The sequence below is a fragment of the Stenotrophomonas sp. PS02300 genome (assembly GCF_029959395.1).
GTDB lineage: Bacteria > Pseudomonadota > Gammaproteobacteria > Xanthomonadales > Xanthomonadaceae > Stenotrophomonas > Stenotrophomonas maltophilia_AD.
Map to the genome: position 1 here is coordinate 1 of NZ_JASCOP010000080.1, position 19243 is coordinate 19243.

The window sequence follows — 19243 nt, forward strand, 5'->3', positions numbered from 1 at the left end:
ATCCGCCTGGCCGTGGGGGTTATCCCCCCCCCGGGGGGGGGCCCGCCGGGGGGCCCCCACGGCTCTCAAACGAACAGCTGCAGAATGTCCAGATCGCCATCGCTGAAGAAATCAAAGCAGATCGCCACCAGCATCAACATGCCCAGCGTGGTGGCCCCGTGCACGATCACGATGGCGTGCGCCAGCGCGCGCGCCGAACGGCCCATCTTCATGCTGTAGTGGGCCAACCGCTGCAGCCGGCCGGAAACCGCGTGCGCATGCGCCAGCACCGGGGCGTCTTCGCCATCCATGGCCGCGGCCATCAGCGCCTGCAGCTGCGCGGGGCGGTGTTCGTAGTACTTGGCCACGCCATAGCCGAACATCAGCCAGTCGCGCGCCTGGGCCTGGGCCAGGTCCATCACTTCCAGCGGGTCTTCCTCGAAATCGATGAAGCCGATGGCGTGGCCGTCCCAGGTCAGGTTGCGCGGCAGCGGCTGGCCGAAATAGGCGCCCTTGGCGTGGGCGGCCACGATGGCCTGCATGGCCGCCGACACCAGCGCGTCGCGGCCGGCATCGTCGGCCTGGCGCAGGCAGGTGTTGAAGGAGCTGCCGTTGTCGCCCAGCACCAGCGAGGCGTGGCCGCTGCCGATCACGTGCGGCACGTTCACGCCCTGGGCCTGCAGCTCGGCCAGGCGCCGCGCTTCGGTTTCACGGGCGGCGTCGCCGCCGCGGTGCGGCGGTGGGCGCAGGGCGTCCAGCTGGAAGCGGTTGGCCACGAAATTGAGCAGGCCCAGCGCGACCGCGCGGCTGCTCTCGCCGTACTGCTTCAGCCAGGCGCGCTGGCCCTCGATGACGATGGGTTCGACCATGACACACCTCCAGAAATGCAAAACGGCCCCATCGGGGCCGTTTCGTGTGAACCGATTAACGTATTAATAACGCAGCAGCGCCGAACCCCAGGTGAAGCCGCCACCGAAGGCTTCCAGCAGCAGCAGCTGGCCGCGCTGGACCTTGCCCGAGCGCACCGCCACGTCCAGCGCCATCGGCACCGACGCGGAGGAGGTGTTGCCGTGCTTGTCCACGGTCACCACGACCTGGTCCATCGACATGTCCAGCCGCTTGGCGGTGGCTTCGATGATGCGCAGGTTGGCCTGGTGCGGAATCAACCAGTCCAGGTCGGCCTTGGTCAGGCCATTGGCGTCGAGGGTTTCGTCCACGACCGAGTCCAGCGCCTTGACGGCGTACTTGAACACGTCGTTGCCCTTCATCAGGATCGCGCCGCGGGCCTGCTCGCCTTCGCCAAAACCGGCCGAGACGCCCACCGGGTTCCACAGCAGCTCTTTCTTGCTGCCATCCGAATGCAGGTGGGTGCTCAGGATGCCGGTGTCTTCGTCGGCCTTGAGCACCACCGCGCCCGCGCCATCGCCGAACAGCACGCAGGTGGTGCGGTCGTTCCAGTCGACGATACGGGTGAGGGTTTCCGCACCGATGACCAGCACATGGCGGGCATCACCGGAACGAATGAATTTGTCGGCCACGCCGAGCGCGAACACGAAGCCCGAACAGGCGGCGTTGACGTCGAAGGCAGGGCAGCCGCTCGCACCGAGCTTGGCCTGGATCAGGCACGCGGTGGACGGGAAGATCAGATCGGGGGTAGTGGTACCCACCACGATCATGTCGAGCTGGGAAGCGTCGATACCGGCCGCTTCCAGCGCACGTACCGCGGCGTGGTAGCCAAGGTCGCTGGTGGTTTCCGTTTCGGCGGCGATGTGCCGCTCACGGATACCGGTGCGCGTCTGGATCCACTCATCGCTGGTGTCGACCATTTTCTCCAGATCCTGGTTGGTCAACACTTTTTCGGGCAAGTAACTACCAGTGCCCGCGATCCTCGAGTAGATCCGCTTGCTCATTGCATTTCCTGTAACGGAAGAAAGGGTAAAGGCCGCTGCCCGACCGGGCAGCGGCCCTCACACAGATCAATCTTCTTCGACGGCCGAGTTCGACTTGGTCGTGATCACCTTCTTGCCACGGTAGAAACCGTCAGCAGTGATGTGGTGACGCAGATGCACTTCGCCGGTGGTCGGGTCGGTGGACAGCTGCTTGGCGCTCAGGGCGTCATGCGAACGGCGCTGGCCGCGGCGGGACGGGGTAACACGGGATTTCTGCACAGCCATGGGATTGCTCCAAACTCGGTTCGTTTTTGCTTCGTCGTATCGTCGCGCAGGACGCCAGCGCCCAGCACAGTCTTCGCTTTCGCCGCAGCCGCCGACGACAATCCGGCTGCTATTGTTTCTTCAGCGCCGCCAATGCCGCAAACGGATTGGCCTTGCTCTGTTCTTCTTCGGTCGGTGCCCAGTCCCGGTCTACCGCTTCACCCTCGGGCGACAGCGGCACCACCGGCACGGCCAGGACCAGTTCGTCCTCGACCAGATCCAGCGGACGCAGGCTGCCGTCTTCGGGCACCAGCATCGCCTCGTACTCTTCCGGCAGCGAGGACTCTTCGTCTTCGTTGCGGATCAGGCCGAGCCGCTGCTTGACCGACACCGGCAGCAGGAAGCGCTGCAGGCTGCGCTGACAGATCAGCGGCAGCTCGGTATCGATGGTCAGATCCACATAGGATACCCGCAGGATGTCGTCGTGGCCGAATTCAAGCGCAAAGGTGCACTTTCCCTCGGTATCGGCAACAAGGCCTTGCAGGCGGGTCATTTCTGCCAGTTCTACCTGACCGTCGAAGCACCTTCGTGCTGCGACCATCCGCCAGGCATCCAGCAATTCGGGCACGTTCGCGGACATAAGCCGCTGAATGTTAAGGACGCCACCGCCCGTTGTCAATTACCCCGATGCGGGAACGTGCGGTAGAGTGCGGCCCACCCCAGTCACCCCGGTATTGTCGCATGCTTCCCCTGCTGCTGGCCTCCACCTCCCGCTACCGCCGTGAACTGCTGGAACGGCTGGGCCTGCCGCTGGAGACGGCGCGGCCGGACGTGGACGAGTCCCCTGCCCCGGGCGAAGCGCCACGCGCGCTGGCGATCCGGCTGGCGCGGGCCAAGGCGGCCGAGGTGGCGGCCCGCCACCCGGGGCGCTGGGTGATCGGTTCGGACCAGGTCGCGGACCTGAACGGGGCCCCGCTGGGCAAGCCCGGCGATGTGCCGGGGGCACACGCGCAGCTGGCGGCGATGTCCGGGCAGACGGTGGCCTTCCATACGGCGATCTGCCTGGTCCGCGATGACCAGGTGCTGGAGGCCTGCGACCTGACCGAGGTACGGTTCCGGGCGCTGGGCGCGGACGAGATTGCCCGTTACGTGGCGGCCGAGCAGCCGCTGGACTGCGCCGGCAGCTTCAAGTGCGAGGGATTGGGCATCACGCTGTTCGAGGCGATCGACAACCGCGACCCGACTGCCTTGATCGGCCTGCCGCTGATCGCCCTCAGCGGGCTCCTGCGCCAGGCCGGCCATACCCTGCCCTGAGCCCTCAGCGCAGCTGCAGGGCGCCCAGGCAGGCCGTTTCCAGCGGGCCGGTGGCCCAGCCCGTCCAGCGCCCACCCGCGCGCAGGGCCAGCCCCACCGGGCGGTCACCACACTGCAGGACCAGCCGCTTGGCGCTGCTCTCGGCATCGAAGTCGATGCGCCAGCCCGGGCCGCCCAGTGCGTTTTCGACCGGGGCAAGCGCGGCACCGCGAATGGCCACGGCCGTGCCGGCCAGGCCGACCCGCTCGCCCTGCAGGTAGCGGGTTTCGGGCCAGGCGAACATCGAGATGCGCTGCGCCCGCACTACCGGCAGCGCGGATTGCATTTCGCTCAACACGGTTTCGCCATGGACCTGGGCCGGATCCACCACGCCGGCCGCCACGGCGGTAGCGGTGGCGGACGCCACCCGCTGCATGCCCAGCCCCAGCATGCCCATCCAGACGGTACTGGGCAGCAGCGCGAGGGCCAGCAGCAGGGCCAGGCCGGCGGTGCGGCGGGGGCGGCGCGGCCCGATGCGGACCACCGCCCACAGCACCAGCCCGCACCAGAACAGCCACGACCAGAGCACGTAGCGCGGCGCGGAAAGCTGGTCGGGATAGTCGACGAAGTAGCCCATGCGGCCCAGCGCGATCAACCCGCCCACGGCCAGCCCGAACCACGCCAGGGTCAACGCCACCGTTTCACCGGCACTGGCGGTACGGCCGCGGTGCCAGCTGCGCCAGCTCATCGCCAGCAGGGTTGCCACCCCGGCCAGCCCCAACAGCAGGTGCGGCCAGCGCGCGCCCATCACCGGGCCGAACACCGATTGATATGCACTGGCTGCGCCGCCGACAGCGGCGCGCAGCGGTGCGACCGGCAGCTGCTGCGCAATGGCCGGGTCCAGCAGCGGCCACGCCGCGTAGATGAAGGGCGACGCCAGCCAACGCAGCAGCAGGTCCAGCTGGCGCAGCGGCGCAAGAACGATGTCGCTGCGCATGCCGGTGTTGCCCATGCCCAGGTGCACGCCCACGGCCAACGCGGCGCCGGCGGCCAGCACGAGCCAGTGCTGCCACGGCGCGCGGCGCACGACCAGCACTGCGGCAAAGCCGACGAATACCGCCACGCCACTGCCGAACGAGAACGTGGCGGCGATCCCGCACAGCGCCGCCATCGCGGCACCCCGCCAACCACCCCGCAGCAGCGCCGCAACACCGGCGATCAACAGCGCGGTGATCAGGTAGGCATGCACGGTTTCATTGGCGTGGGTGAGCACGCGCTGGCTGCCCACCCAGAACAGCGACAACGCCGCAGTCAGCACGCCCGCGGCACGCGCCACCGGCGCCGCCGCATCGCGACGCAGGATGCAGGCCAGGCCTGCCAGTGACAGCACCGCCAACAGCATGCCGGTGATGATCTGCAGCCACTGGTTGCCCTGCAGCCAGACCAGTTCGGCGTAGCGCACCAGGTTGGGCAGGATCTCGCGGTGGCCATTGTCCGAGGCGAGCACGTTGCGTGGCCACGGCAGCTCCAGCAGGCTCTGGGTGAAGCGCCACGGATCGGCATACAACACGCGCGGCGCCAGCCATGCCATGGCCGCCAGGCCCACGGCGGTGACCGCGAGCGCACTGCACCACAGCAGCGCGGTCAACCGTGAGAGAACGCGCGGTTCAGTGGTGGCAGGTACGGCGACGGCGACGGCGGGAAAGGCAGCAGCAGGCAACGCGTCGCGCATGGATCTTTTCTTCCGTGAAAAATGCCGGCGCGATCAGCGCGCGGGGACGATGAAGGATTGTTCCTGCCACTGCTCCACGCTGCCGTCGTTGCCATACAGCGTCATGCCCAGCCAGTGCTTCCCCGGCGCGAGCTGGCGGGTATCGAGCGTGGCATCGAAGGCCACGCGCGGGTGCTGGGGATCGGTGGAGATCTTCCACGCAGCGGTGATGTCATACGCGCGGCCGTACACCGCGTCGCCCACCGGCTGGCCATCGATCAACAGCTCCACGCGCGACAGCCCTACGCCGTCCTTGAACGCCCACCCGCGCACTTCCATGCGCTCGGCCACCTTCTCATCCTGCAGGGGCGCATCCACCCAGGCCATGGCCGGGGTCACGCAGGGGCCATCGATGCGCTGCGCGGGCAGCTTGAACAGCAGGAAGCGCTGGTAGCCATGGTCCTGGCTGACCACGCGCGGGGGCGGCAACGGGCCCACCTGCGCGCAGATGTCGTGGTAGCGCTCCAGCAGGTCGCGGTAGCGCTGGTCACTGGGCGAGAGCACCAGCAGCATCGGCGCATCGCGCTGGCCATCGTGCAGCAGGCCCCACAGGCCCAGCTGCGCGGTGCGGCCGTGCTTGTCGTTGAGCGGGTGGCGCAGCACTTCAATGCGCGGATCGCGCAGCTGGAAGCCCAGCTCGGCCCCTACCTTGAAGTTGCCGGCCAGTACGCGCGTGCCCGGCGGCATGCCCGCCAGTTCCCTGCGCACCTCATCGGCCAACGGCGCCCAGCCGGCGAAGTTGCGCGGGTAATACTTGTCGCCGGCCAGCTGCTCGCGAAGGCCCGGACTGGAGGCCACCAGGTAATACGAGAACGCCAGCGCCAGCCCTGCCCCGGCCAGCCACCAGCCGGTGCGGCGCAGCCAGCGTGGCCAGCCGTTGAGCACCACCGGCACCGCCACCAGCAGCGCCAGGTAGCCAGGCAGCGGCCAATGGAAGCTGATGCGCTCCACGTCGGTGAAGAAACCCAGCGCGAAGATCGCCAGCGTGGACACCGCACCGACCAGGCCGAAGTAGCGCCACTGCGCGCGCGCGCCACCGCCGGAACGAGTGCCAGCCAGCGCCACCTTCCACATCGCGATGCACAGGATCGGCGTGACCAGCATCGGCTGGATCACCAGGAACCACAGGCCGCTCCACTGGAATGCCCATGGGTGGCGTTCGACCACCTGGAACTTCAGGCCGGCATCCTGGTTGTCGGCATTCCACGCCAGCAGCGGCAGCCAGGCCATCACGCCCACCGCCAGCGCGACCCACACGCGCGGATCACGCAGCGTGCGCCGCCCCTGCGGCAACAGCAGCAGGGCAATGAAACCGACCATGATCACGCCGATGAAGCGGTAATGGCTCAGCGCGCCGATCACCAGCCCCAGCGACAGCTTCACTGCGGCCGCGGCATCGACGTTGCGCAGCAGGCGCGCGCCGGCATCCAGGCACAACACCGCCGCCAGCGCCATCGGCACATCGGGCACGGCCAGCATGCCCAGCGTGGCCGACAGGGGCATCAACAGGGTCAGGCTGCCGGCCTGCCAGCCCGCCACCGCGCCAAACCAGCGGGTGGCGATGCGCGAGACCAGCCACGGCAGCATCGCCCCGATCGCCAGGAACGGCAGGCGCAGCGCCAGTACATGGTTGCCCCCCAGCTCCACGCCCAGGCGTGCCAGCCAGGCGGTCAGCCCGGGCAGATCGGAATAGGCGGCGGCCAGGTGCTGGCCTTCCTGCCAATAGAACGCTTCGTCCACGAACAGGGGCAGACGCGCGGCCACCACGAGCTTGACGGCCGTGATGAGCGTCCACAACACCAAAAATATTGTGCGTGCGCGTTGTTCGCCCTGCATTGCTCTATAGAATCGAAGGAATCATCGACACGAGACGAACATGGATACTTCGCCCCGCGTGCCCGCCATGCTACCCGAAGAACTGCGACAGTCCCTGCGCAACGCGCAGGACCAGGTCAATGGGCTGGTGCTGGGCAAGGCCCATGAAGTCCGCCTGGCGTTCGTCGCGCTGCTCTCCGGCGGGCACCTGCTGATCGAGGATCTGCCCGGCCTGGGCAAGACCACGCTGGCCCACGCGCTGGCCTCCAGCCTGGGGTTGGGCTTCCAGCGCGTGCAGTTCACCTCGGACCTGCTGCCGGCCGATGTGCTCGGCGTCTCGGTTTACGAGGCCACCAGCCGCCAGTTCCAGTTCCATCCGGGCCCGGTCTTCACGCATGTGCTGCTGGCCGATGAAATCAACCGCGCGCCGCCACGCACGCAGAGCGCGCTGCTCGAAGCGATGGCCGAGCAGCAGGTCACGCTCGACGGCGTGACCCATCCGCTGCCCGATCCGTTCTTCGTGATCGCCACCCAGAACCCGGTGGACCTGTCGGGCACGTTCCCGCTGCCCGATTCGCAGCTGGACCGCTTCCTGCTGCGGCTTGCGCTGGGCTATCCCAATCCCGAATCCGAACGCGAGCTGCTGCGCGGCACCGACCGCCGCCACCTGATCGCACAGGCCACCGCCTGCCTGGACGACAACCAGGTGCGCGCCCTGCGCGAGGCGGTCAGCCAGGTGCATGCCAGCGAAGCGCTGATCCAGTACGTGCAGGCACTGCTGGCGCGCAGCCGCCAGCACACCGGCGTGCGGGTGGGCCTGTCGCCGCGCGCGGGACTGGCGCTGCTGCGCGCAGCGAAGGCACATGCGCTGCTGCTGGGCCGCAGCCATGCGGTGCCCGAAGACGTGCAGACGCTGTTCATTGCGGTGGCCGGGCATCGCCTGGTGCCTGAGGCCGAGGCCAGCACCGGACCGGCGCTGGCCCGTGCCATCCTCCAGACCGTTCCGGTGGACTGAGTGCGCAGCGGCTGGGGAGACCGCTGGCGCAGGCTGGTACTGATGGCCCGGCCACGGCAGCCGGAGAGCCTGCCGCGCCGGCTGGACCGCCGCCGCATCTACGTGCTGCCGACCCGCTTCGGCCTGTTCGTGGCCCTGTTGCTGGTGACGATGCTGCTGGGTGCGCTGAACTACAACAACAACCCGGCATTGCTGCTGGCGCTGCTGCTGGCCACGGTGGCCATTGCCAGCACGCTCAGCGCGCACCTGCAGCTGTCGGGCCTGCAGATCGATGCGGTGTCGGCCGAACCGGTGGTGGCCGGCGCCACGCTGCGCCTGCGCATCAACCTCTCGCGCGCCGATACGCGCGAGCGCCGCGGGCTGGTGCTGGCGCTGGGCGACAGCCAGGGACACGGACACCTGGTGGATACCGACCAGATCGAAGTGGACCTGGCGCTGCCCACCACGCGTCGCGGCTGGCTGGACGTGGACCGCATCCGCATTTCCACCACGCAGCCGCTGGGGCTGGTGCGGGCATGGTCATGGGTGTGGCCCGACACGCCGCTGCTGGTCTACGCCGCGCCCGAGCAGCAGCCACCACCACTGCCGGAAGGCGATGGCGACCCGCTGCACACCCGCGTGCATGCCAGTGGCGATGAGCTGCACCAGCTGCGCCCGTATCGGCCGGGCGACCCGCAGCGAAGCATTTCCTGGAAGCACTCCGCACGCCGCGACACGTTGCTGGTGCGCGAGTACGAGAAGCCGGTGGGCGTGGACGTGCTGCTCGACTGGCGGCAGATGGGGCCGCTGCCGCTCGAAGTGAAGATCTCGCGGCTGGCGCGCTGGGTCGACCTGGCCGAGCGCGAAGGCCGCCGTTACACGCTGCAGCTCCCCGGCCAACCGGTGCTGGGCCCCGGCCAGGGCAGCAGCCACCACCACCTCTGCCAACGCGCCCTGGCGCTGATGCCGCATGGCTGATCCCTCCGCCTCCGTGCTGTCCCCCGCCGCCCGCCGCTGGACCCTGGCCAGCGCGGCGCTGGCCCTGGTGCCGCTGCTGCTGCAGCTGCCGCCGCTGCTGGCCGGCGTGTTCGCGCTGGCGGCGGTGCTCACCGCACTGGTGTCCGGGCAACGCGTGCTGCCCGGCCCGGTCCGCGTGCTGCTGGTGCTGGGCATGCTGGCCGCGATCTACTGGCAGATGGGTGCCCGCCCGGGCCGCGATACCGGCTGCGCGCTGCTGGCGGCGATGCTGGCACTGAAATCCAGCGAGCTGCGCAGCCTGCGTGATGCGCGCAGCCTGCTGGGCTTTGCGCTGTTTGCCCCATTCGCCGCGTTCCTGCTCGACCAGGGCCCGCTGACCATGGGCCTGGCGGTGGTGGCCGCGCTGGCCACGCTGCTCACCCTGCAGCGCCTGGCGCGCGCCGAAGGACATGCCCCCGGCGCCACGCTGGCCGAACAGCTGCGCGGGGTGGGCAAGCTGGTGGCGCTGGGCCTGCCGCTGGCGCTGGCCGCGTTCTGGTTGTTCCCGCGACTGAGCGAGCCGCTGTGGGGGCTCCCGGACCGCGCGGTGGGCAAGCCCGGCCTGTCCGACCACATGGATCCGTCCGAGTGGCTGGACCTGATGGCCGATGATGCCACCGCGTTGCGGGTGAGTTTCATCGGTACCGCGCCGCCGCCCGAGCAGCGCTACTGGCGTGGCCCGGTGATGACCCGCTTCGACGGCCGACGCTGGGACCGCGACCCCTACAGCGAGCGCCGCCCCCCACCGCCGGTGACCCGCGCCGCGCCGCGCTGGGATTACCAGATCGACTACGAGCCCACCGACCGCCGCCAGCTGGTGGCGCTGGACCTGCCACTGCAGGCACCGGCCGGCACCACGCTGGATGGCACCTACAGCCTGCGCAGCGATCGCAGCCTGTCGGCACTCACCCGTTGGCGCCTGCAATCGGCCCCGGCGGCGGCGTACACCGAGCCGCTCAGCGCGTTCCAGCGCCAGCTGGCACTGCAGCTGCCGCCCGACCTCAACCCGCGCACGGCGGCACTGGGCCGGCAGTGGCGGCAGGAGGCGGGCAGCAATGATGCGGCCATCGTGGCGCGGGCGCTGGACTGGATCCGGTCGCGCTTCGCCTACACGCTGTCCACGCCGGAACCTGGCCGCAACAGCGTGGATGACTTCCTGTTCGACCAGCAGGCCGGCTACTGCCAGCACTTCAGCTCGTCGTTCGTGGTGCTGATGCGCAACGCCGGCATTCCCGCGCGGGTGGTCACCGGCTTTGCCGGCGGCCAGCGCAATCCCTATGGCGACTACTACGTGGTGCGCCGCATGGACGCGCACGCCTGGGCCGAAGTGTGGCTGCCGCAGCGCGGCTGGGTGCGGGTGGACCCGACCGCAGCGGTCGCCCCCGAACGCATCTACGACACGCTGGAAGACCGCCTCGGCGACGGCGCGGGCACCGCGCTGGAAAACCGCTGGCTGCAGCTGGGCCAGGTGGGCGACTTCCTGCGCCGGGGCTGGAACGACCTGGTGCTGTCGTTCGATTCCAACCGCCAGCGCGAACTGCTGCGGCCGTTCGGCATCGACGCACTGGAGCCGGCACAGCTGGTCGCCATTTTCATTGCCTTCGCAGGCGCCGCGCTAGGCTGGATGGCATGGCTGCTGGCCCGCGGGGAGCGCGAGCGCGATCCCCTGCTGCGGGCCTGGCACCGGCTGGGGCGGCGTTACGCGCGGCATGGCCTGGCCCGGGAACCTGCGGAAACCGCCACGGACTGGGCGCAGCGCGTCCACCGGCAACGCCCCGACCCGGCGTTGATTCCGCTCAGCCAGCGTTTCGTTCAGGCGCGCTACGCTGGCGCTGAGCTCGACCCTTCACTCGTGCGTGACCTGCACAGGCATCGCCCGTCCACCGGAGCAACCTCATGAACGTCAAGATCCTGCTTCCCCTTGCCGCGTCGCTGGCGCTGGCCGCCTGTGCCACGGCCCCCAAACCGCTGCAGGGGCAGTTCAGCGTGGTCAGCCCACGCGATTCTGTCGCCACCCAGCAGGTGGGCACGCCGGTCCGCTGGGGCGGCCGCATCATCGAAACCACCCCGGGCCAGGGCCAGACGTGTTTCCAGCTGCTGTCGCGCCCGCTCAATGGCAGCGGCCGCCCGAACACCAGTTCCAATGACGCCAGCGACGGCCGCTTCGTGGCCTGCCGTGCCGGCTTCTACGATCCGGCCGTGTTCGAAGAAGGCCGCGACGTGACCTTCATCGGCAAGATCGCCGGCTACGAAAACACCCGCATCGGCGATTACGAGTACCGCCTGCCGAAGCTTGAGGCCGACGTGATCTACCTGTGGCCGGAACAGCGCCAGGTGGATGTGGTGCCGGTCTACCCGTATGGCCCGTGGGGCCCGGGTTGGGGTCCCGGCTGGGGCTACCGCGGCTGGGGCTGGTGGTAACGCTCACGCCAAAAAAAACCGCCCTTCGGGGCGGTTTTTTATTTCACGATGACTCCAGCACCGAAATTCGCTGGACTGCGCTCAGACCCGATACAGCAGGTTTATCAATAGGTTACGCGGGTTCAACATATGCCGGTGCTTTCTGAAACCTGACCCGGCTTCCGTCCGCTTGGCCCCCATGTGGCTCTTGGAAACGGGTCTTTTCGAGGAGTCATCATGGCTAAGATCAAGCTCACCAAGACCGCCGTGGATGCGGCGCAACCCCAGGCGCAGGCTGTCGAACTACGGGATACCGTGGTGCCCGGCTTCCTGTGCAAGATTACCCCGGCGGGCCGCAAGGTGTTCATGCTCCAGTACCGGACGAACACCGGAGAGCGCCGCAAGCCCGCCCTGGGCCTGTTCGGCGAGCTGACCGTGGAGCAGGCCCGCGTCATGGCGCAGGACTGGCTGGCCGAGGTTCGTCGGGGCGGCGACCCTGGCGGTGCCAAGGCCGAGGCGCGCAAAGCACCGACGGTCGAAGCGTTGTGCAAGAAGTTCATGGAGGACTACTCCAAGAAGCGCAACAAGCCGAGCACGCAGGAAGGCTATCAGGCCGTCATCGACCGCAACATCGTCCCGCTGTTGGGCCGCAAGAAGGTTCAGGATGTGAAGCGCCCTGACATTGCCGGGCTGATGGAGAAGCTGGCCTACAAGCCGGCCGACGCGAATCACACCTTCGGCGTGCTGCGCAAGATGTTCAACATGGCCGAAGTGTGGGGCTTCCGCCCGGACGGCACCAATCCCTGCCGGCATGTCCCCATGTTCCCGGCGGGCAAGGCCACCCGTCTCATCAATGACGAGGAAATGACGCGAATCTTCCGCCACTTGGAGCATTTGGAGGCCGAGGGACTGGAAAACTACGTCATCCCTCTGGCGATCCGGCTGCAATTCGAGTTCGCCGGTCGCCGCTCCGAAATCTGCGCGCTCGAATGGGACTGGATCGACTTGGGGAACCGGCGCGTGGTATGGCCGGACAGCAAGACCGGCGGCATGTCCAAGCCCTTGAGCGAAGAAGCCCACCGGCTGCTTTCGACTGCGCCTCGCCGGGAAGGCTGCCCCTACGTCCTGCCGTCGCCCAATGACCCGGCCAAGCACCTGACCTATGGCGAGCACTACGGCGGCTGGAGCCGTGCGCTCAAGGCGGCTGACGTGCCGCATGTCGGCACGCACGGCATCCGCCACCGCTCGGCGACCGACATTGCCAATTCGGGTGTTCCGGTCAAGGTCGGCATGGCGCTGACCGCGCACAAGACCGTAGCGATGTTCATGCGCTATGTCCACACCGAGGACAAGCCGGTACGAGAGGCGGCCGAGTTGGTGGCGAACCGGCGCAAGGCGATCACCGGCGCTAAGAAATCCCCTGCGGAGGTGACGGCATGAGCAGGCGCAAGGTGTCCACCCCTTCACCAGCAGCGCCGAAGGCACTGTTGGGTGACATTCGGGCACTGATTGAGGCTGCGCGCCAGCGCACCGCCTCGGCGGTCAATGCTGAACTGACCTTGCTGTTCTGGAGGATCGGCCAGCGTATCCATACAGAGGTGCTGGCCGGGCAGCGGGCCGAGTACGGCGAGGAAATCATGCCATCCCTGGCCGAGCAGCTTGTCCGCGACTACGGGCGCAGCTTCGCGGATAAGAACCTGCGCCGGATGGTGCAGTTCGCGGCCACTTACCCCGAAGAGCCAATTGTCGTGACGCTGTCACGACAATTGAGCTGGTCGCATTTCGTGGCATTGCTGCCGCTGAAAGATCCGCTCCAGCGGGACTATTACGCGCAGATGGCGAGCACCGAGCGCTGGAGCGTGCGGACGCTACGCGAGCGCATCGACTCGATGTTGTACGAGCGCACAGCACTGTCTCAGAAGCCAGAGGAAACCATCACGCAGGAGCTGGCGGCACTGCGCGATGCGCAGCGCATGACGCCGGCGCTGGTCATGCGCGACCCGTACATCCTCGACTTCCTGGGGTTGCGGGATAGCTGGCAGGAAAGCGATTTGGAGGCTGCCATCGTCCGCGAAATGGAAGCTTTCTTGCTGGAGCTGGGCGCGGGCTTTTGCTTCGTCGCCCGTCAGAAACGCATCCAGATCGACGACGAGGATTTCCACCTTGACCTGCTGTTCTACAACCGCAAGCTGCGGCGGCTGGTGGCGGTGGAGTTGAAGATCGGTGAGTTCAAGGCAGCCTACAAGGGACAGATGGAGCTTTACTTGCGCTGGCTGGACAAGCACGAGCGAGAGCCGGAAGAAGCCTCTCCCCTGGGGATTATCCTTTGCACCGGCAAGAAGCGCGAACAGATCGAATTGCTGGAGCTAGACAAGTCAGGCATCCACGTCGCCGAGTACCTGACCAGTTTGCCGCCGCGAGCGGTGCTGGGCGAGAAGTTGCAGCAGGCGACCGAGCGGGCGCGGTTGCAGATCGAGCAGCGGGAGCCTGGCGAGAAGTCCTGACAGCAGCATCCGTGCGTCCCGGCGTGCCGCCGTCGGGTTCGCGGGCTGCGCCCCGCGCTTCGTGCCGAATCGCGGCCATCCGGCTTTGACCCCTGACGCCTTCGGCCCGTGTGGGCCTGCGCGCTCCGCTTGCCAAAGGCGGGTATGTGCATTAGGCGGGTGTAGGCGGTCTTGCTGTTCCCTTCACCGTACCACGTCGTTCTCGCCGTCAAGGGCTGCGCGTGCTTGCACGCTTGCGGCCTGGCGGCCGTCGTTGACCCCTGACTGCTTGCGCTGCGCCGTGCTGAACACGGTTCCGGGCAATTCCGCCCGAGCAACCGGAGCACGATCATGTCGCAACTGTCCTTTTCCTCGTTCGATTCCTCGCTGATGGTGCGTGACGCACAGGGCCGCTATCTGCTGGCGACTGCCGAGCAGATTCTGGAAGCCGCGCGCCAGGCCATCGAGCGCAAGATGCAGCGCGGGACAGCGTTCACTTCACCGGCGGCGGTCAAGGAGTACCTGCGCGCCAAGCTGGCCGGCTTCGAGCATGAGGTGTTCGCGGTGCTGTTCATGGACACGCAACATCGGCTGATCGAATACGCCGAGATGTTCCGCGGCACCATCGACGGCGCATCGGTGTATCCGCGCGAACTGGTCAAGGAGGCGCTGCGGCTCAACGCGGCGGCAGTCATCGTTTCGCACAACCATCCGAGCGGGAACCCGGAGCCGAGCGCGGCCGACCGGGCGCTGACCTCGCAGATCAAGCAGGCGCTGGGGCAGGTGGACGTGCGCGTGCTCGATCACGTCATCGTCGCAGGCACCGACACCACATCGTTTGCCGAACGCGGCTTGATCTGACCAAGGGGCTTCGGCCCCTTTTTGCTGCGCCCGGCGCGGGCCGGGCGAAAACGCTGCCTCGGAAATCCGAGACAGCGTTTCGGAAATTCATGGGCCTGCATGGAGGTATGGGGCGGTCTTGCTGTCCCCTTCATCGTGCCACGGCGTTCTCGCCGTCAAGGGCTGCGCGCCTTCGGCGCTTGCGGCCGTGGCCGGCTGCGCCCCCTGACGGCTTGCGCTGCGCCGTGCTGGCGACGGTTCCGGGCAATTCCGCCCGTGCAACCGGAGATCGTCATGAACGACAAATCGCATGTTTCTCTCGAACAACACGTTTGCCTTGTCTGCGGCACTCGCTTCGACACCGGCACCATCCTGCTGGATCGCCGCCTGCGCGCGAGCATGGAGCATCACACGGCGACCGGCTGGGGCTTGTGCGCCGAACACCAGAAGCTGTCCGACGATGGCTTTGTCGCGCTGGTCGAGTGCGACCCGCAGCGCAGCGACGCATCGGCGGGTGCTGCCCGCATGAAGCCCGAGCAGGCGTACCGCACGGGCCGCCTGGCGCACCTCAAGCGCGAAGCCTTCGCGCAGGTATTCAACGTGCCGATCGCGGCTGACCAGCCGTGCGTCTTCGTCGAACCGGGCGTGATCGAGCAGTTGCAGACGATGACACCGGCGAACTGATCGCGCCTGGTGCCATCCGGTGCGCTGCCCCTTGCGGGCGGCGCACCTTTTTTCTGCTGCGCCCTGGTGCCGAAACTTCGCGCCTGCGGCGCTGCGCGCTGCGCTTGCACTCCAGGGGAAGTGCCTTCGGCACATCCCCGCCGCGCTTTGCTTGGCGCCCCTGCAAGCCCACCGCCCCGGCTGCGCCGGCGCGGCCCTACCGAAGCCGTGGCAGTTCACCGCTCAGTGCAGGAGATCCACGCCGCATCTTCACAACTGCATGGGCGTCCCCGGCCAAGACACATGGCCGGTCGCGCTGTCGTGCTGCGCATCGAGCCTCGCTGCGCGAGTCTCGCCCCTGACGGGCTTCCATCGTTCCCTCGCTCCGCTCGGCTGACGCCTACGGCCCGGCTTCCAGCTTCGGGCCTGCGCGCTTCGCTTGCGTGCGGTCTGCGCACAGGGTCGCCCGTTGCCTGTCTTCGTCTTTCCTCTCCTTCATCGCCATTCCCGCGACCGTAGCGCGTGCCTGCGTGCCGTCAAGGCGTGCGTGGCCGTGTCCTCGCCTGCGGCTGCGGGCCGCACCAACCCCGCACTTCTTCCTTGACGGCCCTTCGGCACGCGCCCGGCTTTCGCGGGCGATGAACTCAGGAAAGACGGGGCAACAAGGCCGACCGGGTTCTTCGCGCCGACCGCACCGGAAGTCAAAGGCTGGGCTTCCGAATCTAGGAATCCGGTGCGGTGTGAACAGCAAACCTCTTTTTCTTTGTCAGGAGAAACGACCATGCAACTCGCATCCCGCTTTGCTTCCCGCTCCCCCTCGCTGCGCAGCGATTACCCGCTGTCCGATGACCAGATTCACCGCGTAGCGCCATCCATCTTCGCGGACGCGCCGCATGAGAGCCGTTCGCAGCGGTACGCCTATATCCCCACCGCCGCCGTGCTGGCCGAGCTTCGCAAAGAAGGGTTCCAGCCCTTCATGGTGACGCAAACCCGCGTGCGCGACGAAGGCAAGCGCGAACACACCAAACACATGCTGCGCCTGCGCCACGCCAGCCAAATCAACGGCGCGGAGGCTAACGAAATCGTGCTGCTGAACTCCCATGACGGGACGAGCAGCTATCAGATGCTGGCCGGAATGTTCCGGTTCGTTTGCAGCAATGGCCTTGTCTGCGGCGACACCGTGGCCGATGTGCGCGTGCCCCACAAAGGCGACGTGGCCGGGCTGGTCATTGAAGGCGCTTACGAGGTGTTGAGCGGCTTCGACCGAGTGAAGGAATCCCGCGATGCCATGCGCGGCATCACCTTGAATGATGGCGAATCCGAAGTTTTCGCCCGCGCCGCGCTGGCCCTCAAGTACGACGACCCGGACAAGCCCGCGCCCATCACCGAATCGCAAATCCTGATGCCGCGCCGGTTCGACGACCGCCGCCCGGACTTGTGGAGCGTGTTCAACCGCACGCAAGAAAACCTGACCCAAGGCGGATTGCATGGCCGCAGCGCCAACGGTCGCCGCCAGCAAACCCGCCCGGTGCAGGGCATCGACCAAAACATCCGACTGAATCGCGCCCTCTGGCTGCTGGCCGATGGCATGCGCCAGTTGAAAGCCTGATTCCCCACGCGGCAGGGGCAGGCAGCAGCCCTTGCCGCTTTCTTCGCTGCTGCATCCCTGAACCGATAGGAGTTATCACCATGAACGCCATTACCCAAACCGAAGCCCGCGCCGTCAATACCGCCGCCGCTATCCCGCTGGAAGCCGCCGACCCGACCAAGAACCTGATTCTGGTTCCGCTGTCGCGGCTGGTGTCGCGTCCCGCAGGCCGCAACGTGCGCAAGACCCCGCGCATGTCCATTCCCGAACTCGCCGCCAGCATCCAGCGTGTCGGCCTGCTGCAAAACCTCATCGTCATCCTGTCCGCCGATGGTGAACATTACGAAGTGGTGGCCGGTGGCCGTCGCCTCGCAGCGTTGAAACTGCTGGCGAAGAAGCACCGCATCAGCAAGGAATGGGAAGTGCCTTGCCTGCTGGTGGCCGATGGCACCGCTCGCACGGCCAGCCTCACCGAGAACGTGCAGCGCGAAGCCATGCACCCCGCCGACCAGTTCGAGGCATTCGCCGCGCTGGTGGCCGAAGGCCGACCCATCGAGGACATAGCGGCGGATTTCAGCGTGTCCCCGCTGGTGGTGCAGCGCCGCTTGAAGCTGGCGAACGTCTCGCCCCGACTGCTGGCCGACTACCGCGCCGAAGCCGTGAGCCTTGACCAGTTGATGGCCCTTGCCATCACCGACGACCACGCCGCGCAGGAAACCGCGTTCTACGATGCGCCGACGTGGCAGCGCAACCCTTCCCAATTGCGCGACCGCCTCACCGAGCGCGAGATTGACGCACACCGGCATCCGCTGGTGCGCTTCGTCGGGATGGACAGCTACCAGCAGGCAGGCGGCGGCATCCGCCGCGACCTGTTCGCGGAAGGCGACAAGGGCGTATATCTGACCGATGCCGCGCTGCTGGAACGGCTGGCGCAAGACAAGCTGGCAGGCATCGCCGCCGAGGTGCAAGCCGAAGGCTGGGCGTGGGTGGATGCCACGCCGGGCATGACCCATGCCGACCTGCAAGCCTTCCAGCGTGCGCCGAGGGATCGCCGCAGCCCGAACAAGCGCGACGCACAGCGTATCGAGAAACTGCAAGCCAAGATGCAGGAAGTGGCCGAAGCCGTGGATGCCGCGCTGGACGACGAGGACGAAGAAAAGGCCGATGCCTTGCAGGAAGAAGGCGAACGCCTGGGCGAGCAGTTGCAGGCGCTGGAAGATGGCTTGCTGGACTATGCGGCCAACGTGAAGGCCGCAGCCGGTGCCATCGTCACCATCGACCGCGACGGGCAGGCCGTGATTCATCGCGGGCTGCTGCGCGAAGCGGAAGCCAAGGCGCTGCGCACACTGGAACGCTTGCGGCAGGGTTTCGGCAGCGAAGGCGAAGCCGGGAACGACGACGAAGGCGAGGACGCCGTGCAGCCCAAGACCGCCGCCATGTCCGACAGGCTGGCGCAGCAGTTAAGCGCCCACCGCACCGCCGCGCTGCAAATCGAAGTTGCCAGGCATCCGCAGGCCGCGCTGGCCGCCGTGGTGCATGGCATGGTGCAGACCGTCTTGCAGGAAAGCCACTACGGCCACGACTTGCCGCTGGGCGTGGGCCTGAAACTGCAAGATCGGCTGGAAAGCATGGCCCCGGACTGGCCGGAATCGCCCGCCGCCGTGGCACTACGCGAACTGCAACAGGTGGCGGGCGAAGCCTTGCCGGAGGACAGCGCCGAACTGTTCGCCGCGTTGCTGGCGAAGCCGCAGGATGAACTGGTTCGCCTGTTGGCCGTGTGCGTGGCGTCCACGGTGGACGTGGTGACGCCCCGCGCTACGGCGCAGCAACCGGGCGCGGAACTGGCGCAGGCCGTGGGGCTGGACATGGCCGCATGGTGGAAGCCGACCGCCGAGGGTTATTTCCGCCACATCGCCAAGCCCGCGATTCTGGAAGCCGTGGGCGCGTTCGCACCATCGAACGTCACCCGACTGGCGAAGTTGAAGAAGGGCGACATTGCCAGCGAAGCCGAACGGCTGGCCGATGGCACCGGCTGGATGCCCGCCATCTTCGCCGCCGAAGCCACGCAGGAGGTAGCGACGGACGAGGAAGCCGAAGCGCCGGAGGCAGTCGCCGCCGTGGCGGATGAGCAGCCGCAGGCCGAGGTACTGGCCGCGTGACCTTGCCCCACAGATAGCGCCCCGGTTCCGCACCGGGGCGCGTGCTGCCGCGGGGTGGGGGGGGGGGGGGGGGGGGGGGGGGGGGGGG

General features: G+C 67.7%; 17 protein-coding genes. 11 read left to right on the forward strand and 6 right to left on the reverse strand.

The features are described 5' to 3' along the window. Positions 1-65 precede the first annotated feature (65 nt). From QMX79_RS14075 to QMX79_RS14090, 4 genes are all read right to left on the reverse strand, one after another. Positions 66-848, reverse strand: a complete 783-nt coding sequence (locus tag QMX79_RS14075) for a serine/threonine protein phosphatase (protein WP_282247299.1) — start codon at positions 846-848, stop codon at positions 66-68. A 63-nt stretch (positions 849-911) separates the two neighbouring features. Next, positions 912-1889: a beta-ketoacyl-ACP synthase III gene (locus tag QMX79_RS14080; RefSeq protein WP_282247300.1), complete on the reverse strand. Its 978-nt coding sequence runs from the start codon at positions 1887-1889 to the stop codon at positions 912-914. 66 nt (positions 1890-1955) lie between these two features. Further along, on the reverse strand, positions 1956-2153 hold the full coding sequence (gene rpmF / locus QMX79_RS14085; protein ID WP_068849629.1) for a 50S ribosomal protein L32: 198 nt from the start codon (positions 2151-2153) through the stop codon (positions 1956-1958). 109 nt (positions 2154-2262) lie between these two features. Next, complete coding sequence (locus QMX79_RS14090) at positions 2263-2772, reverse strand: YceD family protein (RefSeq protein ID WP_282247301.1); 510 nt, start codon at positions 2770-2772, stop codon at positions 2263-2265. 101 nt (positions 2773-2873) lie between these two features. Here QMX79_RS14090 and QMX79_RS14095 point away from each other — a divergent pair, with 101 nt between their 5' ends. Continuing rightward, positions 2874-3446, forward strand: coding sequence for a Maf family nucleotide pyrophosphatase (locus QMX79_RS14095; protein WP_282247302.1), 573 nt, complete (start codon positions 2874-2876; stop codon positions 3444-3446). Between the two features lie 4 nt (positions 3447-3450). Here the strand turns inward: QMX79_RS14095 and QMX79_RS14100 are convergent, their stop codons facing one another. Both QMX79_RS14100 and QMX79_RS14105 read right to left on the reverse strand, forming a co-directional pair. Then, the gene (locus QMX79_RS14100) at positions 3451-5157 is read right to left on the reverse strand and encodes a hypothetical protein (RefSeq protein WP_282247303.1); all 1707 of its coding nucleotides are present in this window, start codon (positions 5155-5157) and stop codon (positions 3451-3453) included. Between the two features lie 33 nt (positions 5158-5190). Next, positions 5191-7032, reverse strand: a complete 1842-nt coding sequence (locus tag QMX79_RS14105; protein ID WP_282247304.1) for a glycosyltransferase family 39 protein — start codon at positions 7030-7032, stop codon at positions 5191-5193. A 40-nt stretch (positions 7033-7072) separates the two neighbouring features. On the opposite strand from QMX79_RS14105, the gene QMX79_RS14110 reads away from it, so the two are divergent. The 10 genes from QMX79_RS14110 to QMX79_RS14155 all read left to right on the forward strand — a co-directional run bounded on the left by QMX79_RS14110 (position 7073) and on the right by QMX79_RS14155 (position 19155). Next, positions 7073-8026 carry a MoxR family ATPase gene (locus QMX79_RS14110; RefSeq protein ID WP_282247305.1) on the forward strand — a complete coding sequence of 318 codons (954 nt, stop codon included), beginning with the start codon at positions 7073-7075 and terminating at the stop codon, positions 8024-8026. A 42-nt stretch (positions 8027-8068) separates the two neighbouring features. Continuing rightward, positions 8069-8983, forward strand: coding sequence for a DUF58 domain-containing protein (locus QMX79_RS14115; RefSeq protein ID WP_282247306.1), 915 nt, complete (start codon positions 8069-8071; stop codon positions 8981-8983). Then, a complete protein-coding gene (locus QMX79_RS14120; RefSeq protein WP_282247307.1) occupies positions 8976-10922 on the forward strand; it encodes a DUF3488 and transglutaminase-like domain-containing protein in 1947 nt (648 codons plus the stop codon). The genes QMX79_RS14115 and QMX79_RS14120 overlap by 8 nt, the downstream gene beginning before the upstream one ends. Next, on the forward strand, positions 10919-11443 hold the full coding sequence (locus tag QMX79_RS14125; protein WP_068849617.1) for a Slp family lipoprotein: 525 nt from the start codon (positions 10919-10921) through the stop codon (positions 11441-11443). Before QMX79_RS14120 ends, QMX79_RS14125 begins: the two co-directional genes overlap by 4 nt. 216 nt (positions 11444-11659) lie before the next feature. Next, positions 11660-12862 (forward strand): site-specific integrase, encoded by a 1203-nt coding sequence (locus tag QMX79_RS14130; RefSeq protein WP_044463547.1) that lies wholly within the window; start codon positions 11660-11662, stop codon positions 12860-12862. Continuing rightward, positions 12859-13926 (forward strand): PDDEXK nuclease domain-containing protein, encoded by a 1068-nt coding sequence (locus QMX79_RS14135; protein WP_044463546.1) that lies wholly within the window; start codon positions 12859-12861, stop codon positions 13924-13926. The genes QMX79_RS14130 and QMX79_RS14135 overlap by 4 nt, the downstream gene beginning before the upstream one ends. 330 nt (positions 13927-14256) lie before the next feature. Then, complete coding sequence (gene radC / locus QMX79_RS14140) at positions 14257-14766, forward strand: DNA repair protein RadC (RefSeq protein ID WP_044463545.1); 510 nt, start codon at positions 14257-14259, stop codon at positions 14764-14766. 273 nt (positions 14767-15039) lie between these two features. Next, positions 15040-15429: a hypothetical protein gene (locus QMX79_RS14145; protein WP_044463544.1), complete on the forward strand. Its 390-nt coding sequence runs from the start codon at positions 15040-15042 to the stop codon at positions 15427-15429. A gap of 760 nt (positions 15430-16189) precedes the next feature. Next, the gene (locus tag QMX79_RS14150) at positions 16190-17017 is read left to right on the forward strand and encodes a DUF932 domain-containing protein (RefSeq protein ID WP_044463543.1); all 828 of its coding nucleotides are present in this window, start codon (positions 16190-16192) and stop codon (positions 17015-17017) included. An 80-nt stretch (positions 17018-17097) separates the two neighbouring features. After that, positions 17098-19155: a ParB/RepB/Spo0J family partition protein gene (locus QMX79_RS14155; RefSeq protein WP_044463542.1), complete on the forward strand. Its 2058-nt coding sequence runs from the start codon at positions 17098-17100 to the stop codon at positions 19153-19155. Positions 19156-19243 lie beyond the last annotated feature (88 nt).

Coding starts and splice junctions, on each gene's coding strand:
- QMX79_RS14135 (WP_044463546.1), top strand. CDS start 12,859: ATGAGCAGGCGCAAGGTGTCCACCCCTTCACCAGCAGCGCCGAAGGCA.
- QMX79_RS14130 (WP_044463547.1), top strand. CDS start 11,660: ATGGCTAAGATCAAGCTCACCAAGACCGCCGTGGATGCGGCGCAACCC.
- QMX79_RS14105 (WP_282247304.1), bottom strand. CDS start 7,032: ATGCAGGGCGAACAACGCGCACGCACAATATTTTTGGTGTTGTGGACG.
- QMX79_RS14095 (WP_282247302.1), top strand. CDS start 2,874: ATGCTTCCCCTGCTGCTGGCCTCCACCTCCCGCTACCGCCGTGAACTG.
- QMX79_RS14120 (WP_282247307.1), top strand. CDS start 8,976: ATGGCTGATCCCTCCGCCTCCGTGCTGTCCCCCGCCGCCCGCCGCTGG.
- QMX79_RS14125 (WP_068849617.1), top strand. CDS start 10,919: ATGAACGTCAAGATCCTGCTTCCCCTTGCCGCGTCGCTGGCGCTGGCC.
- QMX79_RS14080 (WP_282247300.1), bottom strand. CDS start 1,889: ATGAGCAAGCGGATCTACTCGAGGATCGCGGGCACTGGTAGTTACTTG.
- QMX79_RS14155 (WP_044463542.1), top strand. CDS start 17,098: ATGAACGCCATTACCCAAACCGAAGCCCGCGCCGTCAATACCGCCGCC.
- QMX79_RS14100 (WP_282247303.1), bottom strand. CDS start 5,157: ATGCGCGACGCGTTGCCTGCTGCTGCCTTTCCCGCCGTCGCCGTCGCC.
- rpmF (WP_068849629.1), bottom strand. CDS start 2,153: ATGGCTGTGCAGAAATCCCGTGTTACCCCGTCCCGCCGCGGCCAGCGC.
- QMX79_RS14115 (WP_282247306.1), top strand. CDS start 8,069: ATGGCCCGGCCACGGCAGCCGGAGAGCCTGCCGCGCCGGCTGGACCGC.
- radC (WP_044463545.1), top strand. CDS start 14,257: ATGTCGCAACTGTCCTTTTCCTCGTTCGATTCCTCGCTGATGGTGCGT.
- QMX79_RS14075 (WP_282247299.1), bottom strand. CDS start 848: ATGGTCGAACCCATCGTCATCGAGGGCCAGCGCGCCTGGCTGAAGCAG.
- QMX79_RS14150 (WP_044463543.1), top strand. CDS start 16,190: ATGCAACTCGCATCCCGCTTTGCTTCCCGCTCCCCCTCGCTGCGCAGC.
- QMX79_RS14090 (WP_282247301.1), bottom strand. CDS start 2,772: ATGTCCGCGAACGTGCCCGAATTGCTGGATGCCTGGCGGATGGTCGCA.
- QMX79_RS14110 (WP_282247305.1), top strand. CDS start 7,073: ATGGATACTTCGCCCCGCGTGCCCGCCATGCTACCCGAAGAACTGCGA.
- QMX79_RS14145 (WP_044463544.1), top strand. CDS start 15,040: ATGAACGACAAATCGCATGTTTCTCTCGAACAACACGTTTGCCTTGTC.